We start from the raw sequence: 19,769 nt of genomic DNA, 5'->3' as shown, positions 1-19,769 counted from the left end.
GATTCTCCCCGCCCTGTCCAGGTGCCGAAGTCTCGACGCCCCGGAGTCGACCCTGAAATCACCCCTGCTGGTCGGCGTCGCTCTCCGGGTCGAACGCCCGCAGCTGGGTCCGGATCCGCTCCACGACCTCGTCCACCGTGCCACGGCCGGTGAAACCGGCGGCCAACCGGTGCCCGCCGCCGCCCAGCGCGACCGCCACCCGACTCACGTCGGTCGCGCCCTTGCTGCGCAGGGAGACCGCCCACACGGCCGGCGCGGTCTGCTTGACCACGCAACTGACATCGGCCTCGGCGGTGCAGCGCACCGGATCGATGAGCGCCTCCAGCACGTACGGCCGCTGCTCGTGGCGGGCCAGGTCGTCCAGGGTCGCGTAGGTCCAGACCAGGCCCTGCCCGCCGGCCTCCTCAGGCTCCAGCCGGGCCCGCCCGAGCACCTCACCGAACAGCCGCACCGCGCCGAACGGCCGGCTGTCGAACACCCGTCGCGAGATGTCACCCGGCCGGATCCCGGTGGCCAGCAACCGGGCCGCCATCTCGTGCACCGCCGGGGTGGTCGCGTCGAACCGGAACGACCCGGTGTCGGTGCTCAGCGCCACGTACAGGCACTCCGCGATGCCGGCGTCCAGCGGCACGCCGAGCCGCTCCAGCAACTGCTCGGCGAGCACGGAGGTCGCCGCCGCCGTCGGATCCACCAGGTTCACGTCGCCGAAGCCGCGGTTCGAGGCGTGATGGTCGAGCACCAGGGCGGTGCCCTTCCCGGTCAACCGGCCGGCCAGCTCGCCGAGCCGCGATTCGCTCGCCGCGTCGAAACAGATGACCAGGTCCGGCTCGGGTTCCGCCTCCGCCTCCGGTACCAGCAGGTCCAGACCGGGCAGGCCGCGCAGCGGCTCGGGCACCTCCGGCGGACCGGGGAAGGTGGCCTGCAACCGGCGTACCCCGAGCCGCCGCAGCCCGAGCGCGAAGCCGAGCATGCTGCCCAGCGCGTCCCCGTCCGGGTTGACGTGACAGATCAGCAGCACCCGGCCGTCGGCCGGCAGCTGGCGGACCGCCGCCACCGCGGCGGCCCAGTCGGCCTCGGTCGGCCCGGACGGACTCGACCCGGCCGGGTCGACCGGGCCGGCCGTTGCGGCCGGAGCCGGCGAGCCACTGCCGGCCGAACCCACCCGGCCGGGGCCGGGCTGTCGCCGCACGGTGGGATCCGGCTCGGTCACCGCACCACCGGAGGCGGCGGTCACCGCCGGTCCCCGCCCCGGGCCTCGTCGGCGGTTCCGTCTGGTTCGTCCTCGTCTTCGGTTTCGCTGTCGTCCTCGTCGAGGCGGTACGGCTGCGCCTCACCCGCGTACTCGGCCCGTGCCGCCAGGCGCTGCACCTCGGCGTCGGCGTTGCGGGCCGCGGCGAGCAGGTCGTCGATGTGCTTGACCTGATCCTGGACGTCGTCCAGGACGAAGGTCAGCGTCGGCGAGTGGCGCAGCCCGAGCGCCTTGCCGACCGTGCTGCGCAGCATGCCCTTGGCGCTGTCCAGCGCGGCGGCGGTGCCCGCCTGGGCCGCCGCGTCGCCGAGCACGGTGTAGAAGACCGTGGCGTCCCGCAGGTCGGCGGTGATCCGGGCGTCGGTGATGGTGATCATGCCGAGTCGGGGATCCTTGATCTGGCTCCGCACCACCGACGCGACCAGTTCGCGTACCCGCTCCGCGTGCCGGCGCACCTTGGCCGCATCCGTCATCTCCGCCACCTCCACGGCGTCCCGCTACCGGCCGGGACCGGCGACGCCGGCGTCACCGGAGCCCGCACCGACCCCAACACTCGAACCCTACCCGCGCCGTCCGCCCCGGCGTGCGGGGCGGCGGCCAACCGGCTCAGTCGTCGTCGCCGTGCAACCGACGACGCACCGACAGCAGTTCGACCTCCGGACGGCCCGCCACCAGACGCTCGCACGAGTCGAGCACCTCGCGGGCGTGTGCCGCCTCGGCGGCCACCACCGCCACTCCTATCTCCGCTCGTCCGTGCAGGTCGAGCGCCCCTACCTCGGCGGCCGACACGTCGAACCGGCGCAGCGCCGCGACGATCGGCCGCACGTACGACCTCTTGGCCTTCAGCGACCGGGAGTCCCCCGGCAGCAGCAGGTCGAAAACTGCGGTTGCGGTGTACATCGCTGGGGACACTACCCGCACCCCACCCCACATGATCAAGGGGTTTACGCCGACCGGCGTAAACCCCTTGACCAGTGCGTCACCGCAGGATCAGGCGCGAACCTTCTCCCGCATCTCGAAGGTCTCGATCACGTCGCCGACCTGGACGTTGTTGTAACCACCCAGGGTCAGACCGCACTCGAAGCCCTCCCGGACCTCCGTCGCGTCGTCCTTGAACCGCTTGAGCGAGCTGATCGTGAGGTTGTCCGCCACGACCGTGCCGTCGCGCAGCAGGCGCGCCTTCGCGTTCCGTCGGATGACACCCGACCGGACGATGCAACCGGAGATGTTGCCGATCTTGGACGAGCGGAACACGTCGCGGATCTCCGCGGTGCCGAGCTCGACCTCCTCGTACTCCGGCTTGAGCAGACCCTTGAGCGCCGCCTCGATCTCCTCGATGGCCTGGTAGATGACGGTGTAGTACCGGATCTCCACGCCCTCGCGGTCGGCCATCTCACGGACCTTGTTCGAGGCCCGCACGTTGAAGCCGATGATCGTGACCGGCTCGGACGAGGCGCTCGCGAGCATGATGTTGCTCTCGGTGATCGAGCCGACGCCCCGGTCGAGGACCTTGAGCTGGACCTCCTCGGGAATGTCGAGGTTGAACAGCGCGTCCTCCAGGGCCTCCACCGAACCGGAGACGTCACCCTTGAGGATGAGGTTGAGCGACGTCTTCTCGCCCTCCTTGAGCTGCTCCATGAGCGTCTCGAGGGTGGCCCGGCCACGGGAGTTGGCGAACGCCGCCGCCCGCCGGCGGGCCTGCCGCTGCTCGGCGATCTGCCGCACCGTGCGGTCGTCCGCCGCGGCGAGGAAGGTGTCGCCCGCCCCCGGCACCGCGGTCAGACCGAGGACCATGACCGGACGCGCCGGACCCGCCTCGGTGACCTGGTTGCCGTTCTCGTCGAGCATCGCCCGGACCCGGCCGTGCGCCCCACCGGCGACGATGGAGTCGCCCGCCCGCAGGGTGCCCTTCTGCACCAGCACCGTCGCGACCGCACCACGGCCCTTGTCCAGGTGCGCCTCGATGGCCACACCCTGCGCCGGCCCGTCGGTCGGAGCGGTCAGCTCCAACGACGCGTCGGCGGTGAGCAGCACCGCTTCGAGCAGTTCCTCGATGCCGATGCCGGGCTTCGCGGCCACGTTGACGAACATGGTCTCGCCGCCGTACTCCTCGGCGACCAGGCCGTACTCGGTCAGCTGCTGGCGGACCTTGTCCGGGTTCGCCTCCGGCTTGTCGACCTTGTTGACCGCGACCACGATCGGCACCTCGGCCGCCTTGGCGTGGTTCAACGCCTCGATGGTCTGCGGCATGACACCGTCGTCGGCCGCGACCACCAGGATCACGATGTCCGTCACCTGGGCACCACGGGCACGCATGGCGGTGAACGCCTCGTGACCCGGGGTGTCGATGAACGTCACCGCCCGGTCCTCGCCCTCGTGCGGGACGTGGACCTGGTAGGCACCGATGTGCTGGGTGATGCCTCCGGCCTCGCCGGCGACGACGTTCGCCTTGCGGATCGCGTCGAGCAGCTTGGTCTTACCGTGGTCGACGTGACCCATGACGGTCACCACCGGTGCCCGGCTGACCAGGCGGTCCTCCGCGACCTCGGCGTCGAGGTCGATGTTGAACTGCGCGAGCAGCTCGCGGTCCTCGTCCTCCGGGCTGACGATCTGCACGTTGAAGCCGAGGTGTTCGCCCAGCAGCAGCAGCGTGTCGTCGGAGCACGACTGGGTCGCGGTGACCATCTCGCCCAGGTTGAACATCTCCTGGACCAGCGAACCCGGGTTGGCGTTGATCTTGTCAGCGAAGTCCGACAGCGAGGCGCCACGGGAGAGGCGCACCGTCTGCCCCTGGCCCCGGGGGGCACCCGAGCTCATGGTCGGAGCCGACAGGTTGTCGAACTCCTGTCTGCGCTGCTTCTTGGACTTGCGACCACGGGTGGGCTTGCCGCCCGGACGCCCGAAGGCACCGGCGGCACCACCGCCACGGCCACGACCGCCGCCGCCGGGGCGACCGCCGCCACCGGCCGGCGCACCCGGGCGGAATCCGCCGCCACCGCCGCCGCCACCGGGACCGCCACGGTAGCCACCGCCACCGCCACCGCCGCCACCGGGACCGCCACGGTAACCGCCACCACCGCCGCCGCCACCGGGGCCGCCACGGTAGCCACCGCCACCGCCGCCACCGGGACGACCGGCGCCGCCACCGGCACGACCGGCACCCGGGCCACCGGGGCGACCCGGCCGCTGGCTCGGCATCGAGGCCGGGCTGGGCCGCGGTGGCATCGAGGCCGGGCTGGGCCGCGGCGGCATCGACGCCGGGCTGGGCCGGGAACCACCGGCACCGGCGGCCGGCGGCCGCTGCTGCTGGCTGCCCTGGATGCCGAAGGGGTTGTTACCGGCGCCGCGCGCCGGCGGGCGACCCTGCCGGCCACCCGGACCCGGGTTGGTGGGACCGGGACGACCCGCGGCCGGGGAACCCGGGCGGGGCGGCATCGCGCCGGGACCGGGTCGGGGACCCGGACGGGCGGCACCGTCGGCCGGGGGCTCCCGGCGGACGTTGTCCCGCTGCTGCTGGCGGGCGGCCTGGGCGGCCTTGACCGCGGCCTCCTGCTCAGCCTTCAGGGCGGCGGCACGCGCCTCGGCGGCGGCCACCTCGATGTCGTGAGCGCTCGCCGGCTTGGCGACCGGGGCCGCCGGCGGCGGCGGACCGGGCACCGGACCCTTCGGCTTCGGCCCGGGCACCGCCGGACGCCGTGGCGGCGTCGGCTTGGCGGTGACCCGAGGCTCGCCGGGGGTCGGCGACGGGGTCGGTGCCGCCGTCGGAGCCGGTGCGGCCGGCGGCGCGGCCGCCGGGGCTCCGGAGCCGCCCGAGGCGACGAAGGCGTTGCGCAGCCGTCGGGCGACAGGCGCCTCGACGGTGCTCGACGCGGACTTGACGAACTCGCCCATCTCCTTGAGCTTGGCGAGTACGGTCTTGCTTTCGACCCCGAGCTCTTTTGCAAGCTCGTGTACGCGGGCCTTACCTGCCACTGCACTCCTCACTCCGAGGTCGTGCGGGCAGCACCCGCAGCGACCTCACTCGTGCACTTGAAGCCTGATCATTTCTGGGACTTCATCGTGTGCTCATGTCGGTCGTCCTACCTTGCTAGCGGCCCTCGTCCGGTCGGGTGACCGGACGTGGTGGTTGACGCGTCAGGTACTCCGCGAGGGCCCCGTCATCCGGAACCCCGGCGACGCGCAGCGCGCGCCCGAAGGCACGACGCCGCACTGCCTGCGCGAAGCAGGCCGGATCCGGGTGCATGTTCGCTCCCCGACCCGGCAGCGTGCGGGTCGGATCGGGTCGGAGGCTGACATCAGCCTCGTCGCCAATCGCGACGATCCGCAGCAGTTCACTGGCCGGTGCGCGCCGTCGACAACCCACACAGGTGCGCTCCGGCAGCGCGCGTCGTGCCACTGGTGGAAGTCTACCCCTAGCTACCCGACACCGCTCCGCCCGGTTCCCGGACGTGATCAGCCGCAGCCTGCCCGGCGGGGGCGGCCGGCTCGGCGTCGGAGCGGATGTCGATCCGCCAACCGGTCAGTCGGGCAGCAAGTCGGGCATTCTGCCCCTCGCGTCCGATCGCGAGCGACAGCTGGAAGTCCGGAACGGTCACCCGCGCGGCCCGGTTGGCCAGGTCGACCACCTCGACACGCAACGCCTTGGCCGGGGAGAGCGCGTTGCCGACGAAGGTCGCCGGGTCGTCCGACCAGTCGATGATGTCGATCTTCTCTCCGTGCAGCTCGCTCATCACCGCCCGGACCCGCTGGCCCATCGGACCGATACAGGCGCCCTTGGCGTTGACCCCGGCGGCGGTGGAACGCACGGCGATCTTCGTACGGTGACCCGCCTCACGGGCGATCGCACCGATCTCGACCGTTCCGTCGGCGATCTCCGGCACCTCCAGGGCGAACAGCTTCTTCACCAGATTCGGGTGCGTGCGGGACAACGTGATCTGCGGGCCACGCATTCCCTTGGCCACGTGCACCACCACACAGCGGATCCGCTCGCCGTGGGTGTACCGCTCGCCCGGCACCTGCTCCGACTGCGGCAGCACACCCTCGAGCTTGCCCAGGTCGACGGTGACGATGCCCTTCTCGGCCCGTGCCTCGTGCGCCTGCACCACCCCGGTGACCAGGTCGCCGTCGCGGCCGACGTACTCACCGAAGTGCACCTCGTCGGTGGCCTCCCGCAGCCGCTGAAGGATCACCTGCTTGGCGGTCATGGCAGCGATCCGACCGAAGTCGTGCGGGGTGTCGTCCCACTCCCGCTCCACGGTGCCCTCGGTGCCCAGCTCCTGGGCGTAGACAAGTGCCGCGCCGGTCTTCCGGTCGATCTCCACCCGGGCGTGCGACTGCGCACCCTCGGTGTGCCGGTACGCGGTCAGCAGCGCGGTCTCGATCGCCGCGAGGATCGTGTCGAACGGGATCTCCCGCTCGCGCTCCAGTGCGCGCAGGGCCGCGAGGTCGATGTTCACCTCTCCTCGTCCTCCACATCGTCATCGTCGTCGACGTCTTCTGATTCGGCCAACTCGTCCAGTCGGGTGAACTCGACCTGCACCCGGCCCGGGCCGAGGTCGGCGTAGGCCCACTGCGTACGGTCGGTGTCGGTCTCCAACACCACGCGCTCGGCGTCGGCGTCGACCACCCGGCCGGTGACCTGCCGGTCGCCACCGGACGGCGGGTCAGCGCGTACGGTCACCCGAACCAGCCGCCCCACGTTGCGGCGCCAGTGCCGGGGCAGCGTCAACGGGCGGTCCACCCCCGGCGAGCTGACCTCGAGCTGGTACTCCCCCGCGACGATGTCGCCGCCGCTCTCCTCCGCCGCGTCCAGCGCGGTGGAGACCGCACGCGACACGTCGGCCACCGCGTCCAGGTTGATCCCACCGTCGGCGTCGACGATCACCCGCACCACGTGCCGGCGGCCGGCTCGGGAGACGGTGAGATCCTCCAGGTCGTAGCCGGCGGCCTGCACCACGGGCGCGATCACCGAGCGCAGCCGCTCGCGGCGCGCGGCGAGGTCACCGCGGGAGGTCTGGCCCGCGCGTGCAGCCTGGCCACCGCGGGGTCGACCCGTCGTCCTGGTGGCACGGCCACGCTGCGTCATCCGAAGAACCCTTCCGCTGCTCGCCGACGCCATGCCGGCACGCCACCGGTGCGGACGCGCCGGTGGCTGCGCAGAGCGTAACGCGCCGCCGGGACGAGGGCCCGGGCGGCGCACCGACGCCACCGCCGGACACACCGCACGGCGATGGTGTTGACTTGTCCGGTGGCGATGGGCAGAACGACGCGGCAGGACGACGCCTCCGAGCTTTCCCGACGCGGTCTGCTACGGGCCGGCGCGCTGGTGGCGCTCGGTGGGGCCGCCGCTCCGCTGGCCGGTTGCGGCCTGCTCGACCGCGACGAGCCACCGCCGCCGCCCGATCCGCTCGCGCCGCTGCTGGACGAGTCCCGACAGCTCGCGGCCGGGCTGCGCGCCGCCGCCACCGCGCACCCCGACCTGGCCGCCCGGCTGCTGCCGCTCGCCGAGTCGCACGAGTCGCACGCCACGGAGATAGCCCGGTTGACCGGTGCGGCGACCGCCTCCGCCGCGCCCACGGCGACCCCGTCAGCCGCGCCGTCGACGGATCCTTCGGCGACGCTCGCCGCACTGCGCAGGTCCGAGCGCGCCGGCCGGGAGGCGGCGATCCGGGCCTGCGCCGCGGCGCCCGCCGAGCGCGTCGCGCTGCTCGGGTCGGTCGCCGCCGCCCGCGCCACGCACCTGGAGGCGCTGCGATGAGCGCATCCACCGAGGCGCTCGCCGCCGCCCTCACCGCCGAGTACGCCGCGATCTGGGCCTACGGCCCCGTCGGGGTACGACTCAGCGGGGCCGAACGCAAGGCCGCGGCGGAGGCGGAGGCCGCCCACCGGGCTCGCCGGGACGCGCTCGTGGTGCGGCTGAGCACCGACGGCGGCAGCGTTCCGCCGGATCGACCCGGGTACGCGTTGCCCTTCCCGGTGACCGACCGGGCCAGTGCCCTGCGGCTCGCCGTGCAGGTGGAGGAACGTACCGCGGCCTTCTGGCGGGCGGCGCTGCCGGTCAGCACCGGCGCCGATCGGGATCGGGCCCTGGCCGCCCTGGTGGAGTACGCGGTCCGGGCGACCCGCTGGCGGCGCAGCGCCGGAATCACCCCGCTGACCGTGCCGTTCCCGGGCCGGCCGAGCTGAACCGGCCCGGCGGACCGACCCGGGCGTAGTCGAACTCACGTCCGCGCCGGTTGCGGTCCGCATACCAGGTATGCATACTCCGGTCCATGTCCATCCGCCACGGCCTGCTCGCCCTGCTCGAACGCGGGCAGATGTACGGCTACCAGCTCCGGGCCGCCTTCGAGGAGTCGACCGGCGCCACCTGGCCGCTGAACATCGGGCAGGTCTACACGACCCTGTCCCGGCTGGAGCGGGACGGGCTGGTCAGGTCGTTGCCGGAGAGCGAAGCCGGCCAACGGCCGTACGAGATCACCGACGCCGGGCGGGCGGACCTGGCCCTGTGGTTCGCCACCCCGATCAGCCGCAGCGACCGCCCGCGCGACGAGTTGGCGATCAAGCTGGCGCTGGCGTTGACCACCCCCGGGGTGGACGTCCGCTCGGTGGTCCAGACCCAACGGACCGCCACCATGCGGACGCTGCAGGAGTTGACCAGGCTGAAGTACGCCAGCGACCGGCCGGAGGACCTGCCGTGGCGGCTGGTGCTGGACGCCATGGTGTTCCAGGCCGAGGCCGAGGTGCGCTGGCTCGACCACTGTGAGAGCAGTCTGGTACGGCACCGCCCCCCGGCCGCCGGCCCAGCGCCCCTCTCCGAGGCGGTGGGCCACAGTGGTGAGGAGGCACGACGGTGACCACCGGCGGCGGACGGATGCCGGCCGCCCCCGACCCGCGAGCCGCGTCCAACTCCGCGGCGGCCCCCGACCAGGCCGTCCCCGCCCCGACCGGCGACACCGTACTCGACCTGCGTGACGTGCATCGCACGCACGGCAGCGGCCCGGCGGCGGTACACGCCCTGCGTGGGGTGAGCCTGGCCGTGCGCCCCGGCGAGCTGGTCGCCGTGATGGGCCCCTCCGGCTCCGGCAAGTCCACCCTGCTCACCCTGGCCGGCGGGTTGGACAGCCCGACCGCGGGTGAGGTGCACGTCGAGGGGCAGCCGCTGCACGCCCTCGACCGGCGCGGGCTGGCCCGGCTGCGCCGCCGCCGCATCGGGTACATCTTCCAGAACCTGAACCTGATCGGCAGCCTGACCGCCGTGGAGAACGTCGCCCTCCCCCTCGAACTGGACGGCACCGGGGTACGGGCGGCCCGCCGTCTGGCCCTGGACGCACTGACCGAGGTGGGGTTGTCGGAGCTGGGTGACCGGTTCCCGGACCAGCTCTCCGGTGGCCAGCAGCAACGCGTCGCCATCGCCCGGGCGTTGGTCGGGCAGCGGCGACTGGTGCTGGCCGACGAACCGACCGGGGCGCTGGACTCGCAGACCGGGGAGGCGGTGCTGCGACTGCTGCGCCGCCGGGTCGACGCCGGGGCCGCCGGAGTACTGGTCACCCATGAGGCGCGCCACGCCGCCTGGGCCGACCGGGTGGTCTTCCTGCGCGACGGCGTGACGGTCGACTCGACCGCCCCGCTGGCCGGCGTGGAGGCCCTGCTCAGCGGCAGCGGTCGGTGAGCGGTCGACCGACCGGGCCGACCGGCGGCGGGCGGCTGGCCGAGGCGCTCGGCTCGTGGCGGGCGGCGCTGCGTATCGCCCGACGGGAGGCGAGGCGGGCGCGCGGGCGCACCACCCTGGTGCTGGCGATGATCGTCCTGCCGGTGCTGGCGTTGAGCTTCGTCGCGGTCAGCGTCGACATGGCGCGGCTGACGCCGGGCGAGCAGATGGAACGCCGGCTCGGCAACGCCGACGCGGAACTTCGGGTGGTGGGACGCGGTCCGGTCGAGCAGAACTCCGACGGCAGCGGCTGGACCTCCGGCGACCGGGACCAGCCGCCCACCGCCGAGGTCACCGCGGAACACGTCGCCGCGTTGCTGCCGGAGGGCAGCCGGGTACTGCCGGTGCGTCGCTGGGTGCCGTTCGGTGCCTGGCAGGGCGACCGGATCCGGGACGACATCGCCGCCACCGTGATCGACCTGACCGACCCCCTCGGGCGCGGCCTGGCCCGGGTCCACCGGGGCCGGGTACCGGCCGCCGCCGACGAGATCGCGGTGAATCTGGCCGCCCGACGCAGCCTCGGCGTCGACGTCGGAGGCCGGGTAGCCGCCGCGGACGGCAGCCGCACCTGGACGGTCGTCGGCGTCGCCGAACTCCCCGAGCAACTGACCCCGATGGTCCTCCTGCACCCCGCCGGGGCGCCGGTGGAGACCAATCCCGACGAGGCGTTCCTGGCCGACCTGTCCGGCCCGCTCACCGACGACCTCTTCCGGCACCTCAACCGTAACGGTGTCGTGGTGGCCGCCCGGGTGCCCGCTCCGCCCGGGAAGCTGCCCCAGCACGTCGACTCGTCCACCGGCCGGATGAGCCTGGAGGAGGTCAGTACCGGTGTGCTGATCGGCGGGCTCGGTCTGCTCGAGGTGGTGCTCCTGGTCGGGCCCGCGTTCGCCGTCGGAGTGCGCCGTCGGCGAGGGGAACTGGCTCTGGTCGCGGTGGCCGGTGGCGATGCGGTGCAGCTGCGCCGGGTGGTGCTCGCCGACGGCGTGGTGCTGGGCGGAGTCGGCGCCGTGACCGGGATCGCGCTCGGCATCGCCGCCGCCTTCGCCGGCCGCCCCCTGGTCGAGCAGTTCATCTTCTCGCAGCGGTTCGGCGGCTACCGCGTCTGGCCCGCCGCCCTGGTCGTTATCGCGTTTGTCGCGGTGCTGGCCGGGGTGCTGGCCGCACTGGCACCGGCGTGGACGGCCGCGCGGCAGGACGTGGTGGCCGGGCTCGCCGGACGACGTACCCCGCCCGTCCACCGGCGCCGGTGGCTGGGCATCGGCGTCGCGCTGGCCGCCGGCGGCACCGTCGTGGCCGCGATCGGTGCGGTCGTCACCTCGCAGTCGGTCATCCTCGCCGGACTGGTCATGGGCGAACTGGGGCTGGTGTTCGCCACCCCGACGCTTGTCGGACTGCTGGCCCGGCTCGGTCGGTTCCTCCCGCTGGCGCCCCGGATCGCGGTACGCGACGCCAGCCGCAACCGTGCGTCGGCCGCGCCGGCCATCTCCGCCGTGATGGCCGCGGTCGCCGGCAGCGTCGCCCTCGGGCTCTTCCTGGCCAGCGACGACGCGCGCAACGAGCAGCAGAACCGGGCGCTGCTGCCGGAGCGCACCGTGCTGGTCACCACCAGCGGCGATCCCGCGACGGACCGCCCGCCCAACCTCGACGAGATCAGCGGCCCGGCGCGGCGGCTGCTCGGTGCCGACACGATCGCTCCGCTGGTGGCGGCCGGCTGCTCGCCGGACTTCTACGCCTGCACGATCACCGCGACCATGCCTGCCGAGCGGGTCTGCCCCTGGCAGCCGTACGAGCCGCTCAGCGCGGCCGACCAGCTGCTGGCCCGGGCCGACCCGCGCTGCCAGCACGACCACGAACCGCACGGCCCGTACCTGCGGGTGGCCGTGGACGACGGCACCGCGCTGCGGCTGCTGACCGGGGTCGCACCGGCCGACGTCGCGGCCGCCACCGCCACGCTGCGCGCGGGCGGTGCGGTGATAACCGACGCCCGCTTCCTCCACGACGACCGCCTGGATCTCCGGGTCGAACACGGGGACGAGACCCGGCCCGCGGACATCGCCACCGTGCCCGGACACGCGCTGCACACCGGGCTCGGTGAGCACTGGCTGCTGCTCTCGCCCGTCGCGGCCGACCGGCTCGGGCTGGCGACCTGGCAGGTCGGCTGGGCGCTGGACGCCCGGCAGCCACCGGACCAGCAACGACAGGACGACCTCGCCGCCGCACTCCGCCCGCTGGGCGCCGCCGGGGTCTCGGTGGAACGGAACCGGGACTACGACGACACCCGGCCGCTGCTGCTGTTGCTGGCGGCGGTCTCCGCGGTGGTCACCGTCGGCGCCGCCGGCATCGCCACCGGGCTGGCCGCCGCCGAGGGACGGGCCGACCTGTCCACCCTCGCCGCGGTGGGTGCGGGACCGGGCGTACGCCGCCTGCTCTCGCTCTGCCAGGCTGGCGTGATCGCGGTGCTCGGCTCGGCGCTGGGCATCGTCGCCGGACTCGCCTCGGCCCTGATCGTGCTGGCCTTCACCAACCAGCGGTACGCCGACAGATGGCCGATCGAACCGCCCTTTCCGCTGGTGATGCCCTGGCTGACCCTGGGCGTGCTGGTGGTGGTGCCGCTGGTGGCGATGCTCGGCGCGGCGCTGCTCACCCGGTCCCGGCTACCGGTGGAACGCCGTCTGGACTGACCGGCACCCGACCCGCCAGACTGTGCGGATGTCCGTGCTGGGAAGCCTCACCCGCCGGGTCGGCCGGTACCGATGGTTCGGTGCCACCGTCCGGCTGCTGGTACCCGTCGACCGGGCCGTCGGGCGGCTGACCCGGGGCCGGGTGGTCGCCCTCGGGCTCGTACCGTCGTTGGTGATCACCACGACCGGTCGCCGGTCTGGTCGGCCACGCAGCAACCCGCTGCTCTACGTGCCCGACGGCGACGGGTACGTGGTGGTCGGGTCGAACTGGGGCCAGACCCACCAGCCGGCGTGGTCGCTGAACCTGCTCGCCGAACCGCGGGCCGAGGTGGACGTCAAGGGCCGTCGGATCCCGGTACGCGCCGAGGTGGCCACCGGCGCCGAACGCGACCGGCTGTGGCGGCTGCTGGTCGACCAGTGGCCGGCCTACGAGACGTACGTGGCGCGGGCCGGTGGCCGCCAGATCCGGATCTTCCGGCTCGTGCCCGACCCCGGCCGCCACACCTGAGCCCGGCCTCGGTTCGACCGCAGACTCCGGCACAGACGTTAGGGTGTGCGGTGACCGACAGGTCACTGTGGGTGGCGCGAACGCGGGGTGGTCGGCGTGGACGGTGTCCAGGAGCACCGGGACGATCCCCGGTGGGACGTGGCCGAGCGGGTCGCCGCGGCCGTCCGGCGACGGTTCCCGGCCGACGTGCTCGCGGTCGCGGTCCATGGTCCGCTGGCGCACGGCGACGACGACGGCGGTGGCGACGGTGAGGTGGGGCTGCTGGTGGCCACCTACCGGCCCGGCACCGGACCGCCGCCGGCGACCCGCCGGGTGGACGGTGTGCTTGTCGACCTGACCGTCGTCGCCGCCGAGGAGCGGCTGCGCCAGGCGCGGCAACTGACCAGCCGGTGGCCACTGACCGCCGACCGATACGTGACCACGCGGGCGCTGCACGATCCGACCGGATGGCTCGCCACGCTGCGCGACGAGCACCTCGGCCGGCTGGCCCGGGCCCGCCCGGCCGAGTTCACCTCGGCCGCCCGCCGGGCCTGGTACCGGGGCAGCGCCGCGCATGCCCGGGCGGCCCGGCTGGCCGAGTGGTACGAGACGGACCAGGCCCTGCTGATGCTCGGCGAGGCACGGCTCGGCGCCGCCACGGTCAGCGGGCTGCTCAGCCGCACCTACTTCCGGGATCCCGGCGACGCGGTACGGCGAACCGGGCTGGCCGGGGCGGACATGACCGAGGTGGGTGCCGTGCTGGCCCGCCAGTCGGCGGAGCTCACCGCCCGTGGCCGCCCGGTCGACGGCACCATCGACGACCTGTTCGACGGCTGACTCAGCCGAGCCCGCCCTGGACCCCGATCAGCGCACCGATCAGGTACGTCGCCACCGCGGCGGCGGCGCCGAGCAGCAGTTGGCGCAGCCCACCGGACCACCACCGGCGGTTGGTGAACCGGGAGACGATCGCACCGGCGACGAAGAGCCCGAGCCCGCCGACCGCCAGGGCGAGCGCCAGGCTGGTCGCGCCGAACAGGTACGGCAGCAGCGGCACCAGTGCCCCGACGGAGAAGCAGAGGAACGACGAGAGCGCCGCCGCCCACGGGTTCGGTTGTTCGTCCGGGTTGACGCCCAGTTCCTCCTGCACGTGCATCCGCAGCGCCTGCTCCGGGTGGCGGCGTACCGCCTCGGCGACCTGGATCGCGAGGTGCTCGGGCAGCCCCCGGGCGACCCACATGTCGGCGAGCTCGCGGGCCTCGGCCTCCGGGTGACGCTCAAGTTCCCGGCGTTCCTTGGCCACCTCCGCGGCGATCTGCTCGTTTGCGGACCGCACGCTCGTGTATTCGCCGAGCGCCATCGAGATGGCGCCGGCGACCAGGCCGGCGGTGCCGGTGAGCACGATGGTGCGGGGCGAGACCCCGCCGCCGCCGACGCCGGCGATCAGGGCGATGTTGGTGACCAGGCCGTCCATGGCCCCGAACACGGCCGGGCGCAGCCAGCCGCCGGACACGTCGGCGTGGTGGTGCTCGCGCAGTGCGGCCGGGGTCTCGGTCACGGCAGCGTCAGGATCTCGTGGCCGTCCTCGGTCACCAGCACGGTGTGCTCGAACTGGGCGGTCCACTTCCGGTCCTTGGTGACCACGGTCCAGCCGTCGTCCCACAGGTCGTACTGGTAGGTGCCGAGAGTGATCATCGGCTCGATGGTGAAGGTCATTCCGGGCTCCATCACGTCGGTGGGGCGCGGGCTGTCGTAGTGCGGCACGTAGAGCCCGCTGTGGAAGGACTCGCCGATGCCGTGGCCGGTGAAGTCACGGACCACTCCATAGCCGAAGCGCTTTGCGTACGACTCGATGACCCGGCCGATCACGTTTATCTGTCGCCCCGGGGCGACGGATCGGATCCCCCGCATCATCGCCTCGTGGGTCCGCTCGACGAGCAACCGGTTCTCCTCGGCCACCTCGCCGACGCAGAACGTCGCGTCCGTGTCGCCGTGCACGCCCCCGATGTACGCGGTGACGTCGACGTTGATGATGTCGCCGTCGACGAGCACGGTCGAGTCGGGGATGCCGTGGCAGATCACCTCGTTCAGGCTGGTGCAGCAGGACTTCGGGAAGCCCCGGTAGCCCAGGGTCGACGGGTAGGCGTCGTGGTCGACGAGGAAGTCGTGCACCACCCGGTCGATCTCGTCAGTGGTCACGCCGGGCTTGCAGTGCTCCCCCGCCAACTGCACCGCCTGGGCGGCGATCCGGCCGGCCAGCCGCATCTTCTCGATGGTCTCCGGGGTCTGCACGTGCGACCCCCGCCAGGGTCGGGGGGCTTTCTTGCCGACGTACTCCGGGCGGGCGATGTGGGCGGGCACCGGCCGCCACGGGGAGAGCGTGCCGGGGGTCAGCGGCGCACGGACGGTCATGACGCAAGCCTATCGCCGCCCGGTCAGTGACCCCCGCCACCGGTCGTCGCGAGCGGTTGTTGCCCTACCACAAGCACTGTGTCAAGGTGTCTGCGTGGATCAAGGGGGCGTACCTCCCGTCTTCTCCGCCGACGCGGAGACCGTTGGTGATCATTTGAGCGTGGTGGTCACCGGCGAGGTCGACATGGCCACCGCCGACACCATGCTCCAGACCGTGCTGCGCGAGCCGGCCGGTCGGGTGACTCTCGACCTGCGGGCGGTCACCTTCTTCGACTCGGCGGCGATTCACGCCGTGGTCCGGCTGGCCGGCCACTATCCGGACGCGTTGACGGTCCTGCCGTCCCGGCAGGTCAGCCGGGTGCTGGAGATCGCCGGTCTGGGAAGTCAACCCTGGTTGCATCCGGCCTGACCGCGACCACCGCTGGCCGCGCGGTCAGCCGGTCAGCACGCGGCGCAGGGTGAGCCGGGTCCCCTGGGGCGTGTGCTCGACCGAGAGATCCCCGAGTGCCCGGATCAGCGACAGTCCGCGACCCCGGAAGCCCGAGCCGGTCGACTCCCGCCACTGCCCGCTGTCCGACACCGTCGCCACCACCGTGCGGTCCTCGATCCGCACCTCGATCTCGATCACCGGTTCCACCGGGTCGACCGGGTGCTCGATGGCGTTCGCCGCCGCCTCGGAAACCGCCACGGTCAGGTCGAACAGGTCCGTCTCGCCCACCCGGTGTGCGACGAGAAAGTCCTCCAGCCGCTTGCGCAGCACGCTCAGCCGGGTCGGGTCGGCGGGCAGCCGCAGCGCGAACCGGTTGAGTTCGACCGCCTCCAGGGCCAGCACCGCGACGTCGTCCCGGCGGGGCCGGCCGGCGACCCGCGCCACCACCGCGTCGATCAGGTCGGCCACGTGCTCGCCGGAGCGGGCCGCGTCGGCGCGCAGCAGGGCCAGCGAGTCGTCGATGCCCAGTTGCCGGTCCTCGATCAGGCCGTCGGTGTAGAGCAGCAGCCGGTCACCGGCCCGCAGCTCACCGGAGACGGTCTCGTACTCGGTGCCCGCGATGGCACCGACCGGCGGCCCGAGCGCCCGGCCGTGCAGGAACGCCACGTCGTCGCCCCGGATCAGCAGCGGCGACGGGTGCCCCGCGCTGGCGTAGCGCAGTCGACCTGTCCGGGGGCTGAACCACAGGCAGAAGACCGTCGCGAACGAACGTTGCTCGGTGGAGCCCACCAGCCGGTTCAGCCGGGTCAACGACTCGCCGGGATCGAAACCCTCGAGCACGTACGCGCGCAGCGCGTTGCGCAGCTGGCCCATGGCCGCCGCCGCCGGCACCCCCTTGCCGACCACGTCACCGATGATCAGCATGAGTTCGTCGTCGTCCCGGGCCACCACGTCGTACCAGTCACCACCCACCTCGACGTCCGCGCTGCCCGGCAGGTAGCGGCTGGCCACCACGGCCCCGGGCAGCTGCGGCAGGCTACGGGGCAGGAAGCTGTGCTGGAGGGTGGTGGCGATGCGGTGCTCGGCCTCGTAGAGCTGTGCGTTCTCCATGCGTACCCCGACCAGGCGGGCTAGCTGGGTCAACGCGGCCTCGTCGGCGTCGGCGCTCTCCGCGGTCGGATGCCACACCCGCAGCTCACCGAGCGGCTGGTCGGCCACCCCGGTCAGCGGCAGGACGAAGGACGGCTCGGCGCTGCTGGGCCCGCCGGCGTCGGCCTCGTAGCGCGTGCCACCGGCGGAAACCACCACCCGGACGGCTTCGGCGAGACTCAACGCGTGCCGGGCGGCGATCTGGAGCACGTCGGCGGTGGACCGGGCGGTGTTGACCGCGACCGCCGCGTCCGCGAGCGCACGCAGCCGGCGGATGATCTGGTTACGTAGCTGCCCGAGGGCCATGTTCGCCCGGACCCGGGCGATCAGTTCCTGCCCGGAGAACGGTTTGGTGAGGTAGTCGTCGGCACCCACCGACAACCCGGCCACCTCCTCGGCCGAGCCGGCGCGGGCGGAGAGCAGCACGATCGGCACATACCGGGTACGCGGATCCGCGCGCAGCGCGGCGACCAACCCGAAGCCGTCCAGGCGCGGCATCATCACGTCGGTCAACACCAGATCAAAGGCGCTCTCGGTGGCGCGGCGCAGCGCCTCCACCCCGTCGGCGGCGGTACTCACCTCCCAGGTGGGCACGAGCAACCGGGTGACGTGTTCGCGCAGATCCGGATTGTCGTCGACGACCAGCACGCGACCGGCGGGCACGACGGCGAGGGGCCGGGGCGCCCGCTGCGTCGCGGCGTCGGCGGCCGGCACGGGCGAGTCGTCGGTCGACGCCGGGCGGGACGCGGTCGCCACAGCGCCGGCGGTCCACTGCACGGTCTCGGCGACGAAGAGCGGGGCCTGCCGTGGCTCGCGGATGGCGTGCGCGGCGTGCTCGGCATCGGCCACCCGGTCGGCCTGCAGATGCCCGACACCGAACGGGACGGTGACCAGGAAGGTGCTGCCGACGTCGACCTGGCTCGTGGCGCTGACCCGGCCACCGTGCATCTCGACCAGTTCGCGCACCAGGGCCAAGCCGATCCCGGTGCCCTCGTGGCTGCGGGAACGCACTCCCGGCACCCGGTGGAACCGCTCGAACACGTGCGGCAGTTCCCGCGCGTCGATGCCCACCCCGGTGTCGGAGACCTCCAGTTGCGCGGCACCGTCGACGGCGCGGACCCGGATGCTGATCTCACCCTCGAAGGTGAACTTCAGGGCGTTGGAGACCAGGTTGAGGACGATCTTCTCCCACATGTCCGGATCGACGAAGACCGGCTCGGCCAGTGGCGGGCAGTCCACCACCAGCCGCAGGCCGGCGCGTTCGGTGGCGGAGCGGAACGTGCTGGCCACCCGGGAGGTGTAGTCGGCCAGGTCGGTGGGCTCGTAGTGGGCCACCAGCCGCCCGGACTCCAGCCGCGAGAAGTCGAGCACCGTGTTGACCAGCTTCAGCAGCCGCAACGCGTTGCGGTGCATCACGGTCAGCCGCTGGTTGTGGTCCTCGCTGAGCCCCGGGTCCGCGAGCAGGTCCTCCAACGGGCCCAGCACCAGGGTCAACGGGGTGCGGAACTCGTGACTGACGTTGGCGAAGAAGTTGGTCTTGGCGAGGTCCAGGGCAGCCAGCTCGGCGGCGCGGGCCCGTTCCTGCTCGTACGCCCGCTGCTTGCCGACCGCCCGGGAGATCTGCGCGGCGACCAGCTCGAGGAACGTGCGGTAGTCCTCGGTGATCGGCAGGCGCCGGGTCACGCCCAGCACCAGCACCCCGGCCGGGTCGTTGGTCGCACTGATCGGCAGCACCACCGCCTCGTCGGCGGCATCGGGCGGAACCCGGCCGAGCAGCTCGGCGGTGGCCACCGCCGTTGCGGCGCCGATCGCGCCCAGTTCCCGCAGCGGGGCGGGCGGATCAGCGGCGACGCTGACGGCTCCGCTCACCCCGGCCAGGCGCAGACGTCCGTCGTCGTCGCGCAGGTAGAGCAGCCCGAACGGGAGGTCGGCCCGATGCCGGTCGAGCACCGCCGCCGCGACCTGGCCGAGTTCCGCGCTGCGCACCGGATCGGCCAGTTCCGAGCCGAGTTCGGCCAGCGCCCGCAGCCGGCGTTCGCCGAGCACCCGCCCGGTGGTCTCGCTGCAGATGCAGAGCACCCCGCTGATCGTGCCGTCGACGTCGCGGATCGGATCGTACGAGACATCGAAGTAGACGTCCTCCACGAAGCCGTGTCGATCCAGCAGAAAGTGGTGGTCGCGGGCCTGGTACGCCTCGCCGCTGCGCAGCACGCCGGTCAGCAGCGGCCCGAGCACGTCCCAGGTTTCCGCCCAGTGGTCCCGGGCCGGCTCGCCGAGCACGGCGGGATGCTTGTCGCCGATGGTCGGCCGGTAGGCGTCGTTGTAGAAGGCACGCAGGTCCTCGCCCCAGAACATGGCGATCTGCGCCTTCGAGGCGAGCATCGTGCTGACGGCGTTGCCCAGCGAGGTCGGCCAGCGCTCCGGTGGACCGAGCGGACTCGCCGACCAGTCGCGGTCACGCAGCAGGGCGCCCATCTCGCCGCCACCCGCGAATGCCGCCGCGAGCAGCGGCGACGTCCCACTTTCCGCTGCGGACGGCTGACCACCGTCCACGCCCCCCTGGGCCGAGTTCATGCAGCCTCCCCGGCCGTGTCCCACACCGCGCCCGATCACCATGCCCTGATCCGCCTTCTACCCAGACGGATCAGCAACGTAAC

General features: G+C 73.1%; 18 protein-coding genes. 8 read left to right on the top strand and 10 right to left on the bottom strand.

Annotated features, from left to right (window positions below; genetic code table 11):
- Nucleotides 1-58: 58 nt before the first annotated feature.
- From V5O40_RS14240 to rimP, 7 genes are all read right to left on the bottom strand, one after another.
- Complete coding sequence (locus tag V5O40_RS14240; RefSeq protein ID WP_332905896.1) at nt 59-1,054, bottom strand: DHH family phosphoesterase; 996 nt, start codon at nt 1,052-1,054, stop codon at nt 59-61.
- A 176-nt stretch (nt 1,055-1,230) separates the two neighbouring features.
- Nucleotides 1,231-1,722 (bottom strand): 30S ribosome-binding factor RbfA, encoded by a 492-nt coding sequence (rbfA, locus tag V5O40_RS14235; RefSeq protein WP_332905868.1) that lies wholly within the window; start codon nt 1,720-1,722, stop codon nt 1,231-1,233.
- A gap of 133 nt (nt 1,723-1,855) precedes the next feature.
- Entirely contained in the window at nt 1,856-2,149 is a 294-nt protein-coding gene (locus tag V5O40_RS14230) for a DUF503 domain-containing protein (protein ID WP_269742615.1), read from the bottom strand.
- 90 nt (nt 2,150-2,239) lie between these two features.
- Nucleotides 2,240-5,221 (bottom strand): translation initiation factor IF-2, encoded by a 2,982-nt coding sequence (gene infB, locus V5O40_RS14225; RefSeq protein ID WP_332905867.1) that lies wholly within the window; start codon nt 5,219-5,221, stop codon nt 2,240-2,242.
- Nucleotides 5,222-5,336: 115 nt separating this feature from the next.
- A complete protein-coding gene (locus V5O40_RS14220; RefSeq protein WP_269739332.1) occupies nt 5,337-5,645 on the bottom strand; it encodes a YlxR family protein in 309 nt (102 codons plus the stop codon).
- Nucleotides 5,646-5,661: 16 nt separating this feature from the next.
- Entirely contained in the window at nt 5,662-6,705 is a 1,044-nt protein-coding gene (gene nusA / locus V5O40_RS14215; protein WP_269739333.1) for a transcription termination factor NusA, read from the bottom strand.
- Complete coding sequence (gene rimP / locus V5O40_RS14210) at nt 6,702-7,334, bottom strand: ribosome maturation factor RimP (RefSeq protein WP_332905866.1); 633 nt, start codon at nt 7,332-7,334, stop codon at nt 6,702-6,704. Before rimP ends, nusA begins: the two co-directional genes overlap by 4 nt.
- 219 nt (nt 7,335-7,553) lie before the next feature.
- Between rimP and V5O40_RS14205 the strand changes: the two genes are divergently transcribed.
- From V5O40_RS14205 to V5O40_RS14175, 7 genes are all read left to right on the top strand, one after another.
- On the top strand, nt 7,554-8,006 hold the full coding sequence (locus V5O40_RS14205) for a hypothetical protein (RefSeq protein WP_332905895.1): 453 nt from the start codon (nt 7,554-7,556) through the stop codon (nt 8,004-8,006).
- Nucleotides 8,003-8,434, top strand: a complete 432-nt coding sequence (locus tag V5O40_RS14200) for a ferritin-like domain-containing protein (protein WP_332905865.1) — start codon at nt 8,003-8,005, stop codon at nt 8,432-8,434. Before V5O40_RS14205 ends, V5O40_RS14200 begins: the two co-directional genes overlap by 4 nt.
- 86 nt (nt 8,435-8,520) lie before the next feature.
- Nucleotides 8,521-9,102 carry a PadR family transcriptional regulator gene (locus V5O40_RS14195; RefSeq protein WP_269739336.1) on the top strand — a complete coding sequence of 194 codons (582 nt, stop codon included), beginning with the start codon at nt 8,521-8,523 and terminating at the stop codon, nt 9,100-9,102.
- Nucleotides 9,099-9,917 (top strand): ABC transporter ATP-binding protein, encoded by an 819-nt coding sequence (locus tag V5O40_RS14190; RefSeq protein ID WP_332905864.1) that lies wholly within the window; start codon nt 9,099-9,101, stop codon nt 9,915-9,917. The genes V5O40_RS14195 and V5O40_RS14190 overlap by 4 nt, the downstream gene beginning before the upstream one ends.
- Entirely contained in the window at nt 9,914-12,637 is a 2,724-nt protein-coding gene (locus V5O40_RS14185; RefSeq protein ID WP_332905863.1) for an FtsX-like permease family protein, read from the top strand. The genes V5O40_RS14190 and V5O40_RS14185 overlap by 4 nt, the downstream gene beginning before the upstream one ends.
- A 28-nt stretch (nt 12,638-12,665) precedes the next feature.
- A complete protein-coding gene (locus V5O40_RS14180; protein ID WP_332905862.1) occupies nt 12,666-13,145 on the top strand; it encodes a nitroreductase family deazaflavin-dependent oxidoreductase in 480 nt (159 codons plus the stop codon).
- A gap of 96 nt (nt 13,146-13,241) precedes the next feature.
- Nucleotides 13,242-13,961 carry a nucleotidyltransferase domain-containing protein gene (locus V5O40_RS14175; protein WP_332905861.1) on the top strand — a complete coding sequence of 240 codons (720 nt, stop codon included), beginning with the start codon at nt 13,242-13,244 and terminating at the stop codon, nt 13,959-13,961.
- 1 nt (nt 13,962) lies between these two features.
- On the opposite strand, the gene V5O40_RS14170 is transcribed toward V5O40_RS14175, so the two are convergent.
- On the bottom strand, nt 13,963-14,679 hold the full coding sequence (locus tag V5O40_RS14170) for a VIT1/CCC1 transporter family protein (RefSeq protein ID WP_164445668.1): 717 nt from the start codon (nt 14,677-14,679) through the stop codon (nt 13,963-13,965).
- A complete protein-coding gene (map, locus tag V5O40_RS14165; RefSeq protein WP_332905860.1) occupies nt 14,676-15,533 on the bottom strand; it encodes a type I methionyl aminopeptidase in 858 nt (285 codons plus the stop codon). The genes V5O40_RS14170 and map overlap by 4 nt, the downstream gene beginning before the upstream one ends.
- 94 nt (nt 15,534-15,627) lie before the next feature.
- On the opposite strand from map, the gene V5O40_RS14160 reads away from it, so the two are divergent.
- On the top strand, nt 15,628-15,942 hold the full coding sequence (locus tag V5O40_RS14160) for an STAS domain-containing protein (protein ID WP_332905859.1): 315 nt from the start codon (nt 15,628-15,630) through the stop codon (nt 15,940-15,942).
- A gap of 24 nt (nt 15,943-15,966) precedes the next feature.
- Here the strand turns inward: V5O40_RS14160 and V5O40_RS14155 are convergent, their stop codons facing one another.
- The gene (locus V5O40_RS14155) at nt 15,967-19,686 is read right to left on the bottom strand and encodes a SpoIIE family protein phosphatase (RefSeq protein WP_332905858.1); all 3,720 of its coding nucleotides are present in this window, start codon (nt 19,684-19,686) and stop codon (nt 15,967-15,969) included.
- Nucleotides 19,687-19,769: the final 83 nt, after the last annotated feature.

The organism is Micromonospora palythoicola (genome assembly GCF_036689795.1).
GTDB classification, from domain to species: domain Bacteria; phylum Actinomycetota; class Actinomycetes; order Mycobacteriales; family Micromonosporaceae; genus Micromonospora; species Micromonospora palythoicola.
This window is presented reverse-complemented; position numbering and strand designations above follow the sequence as displayed.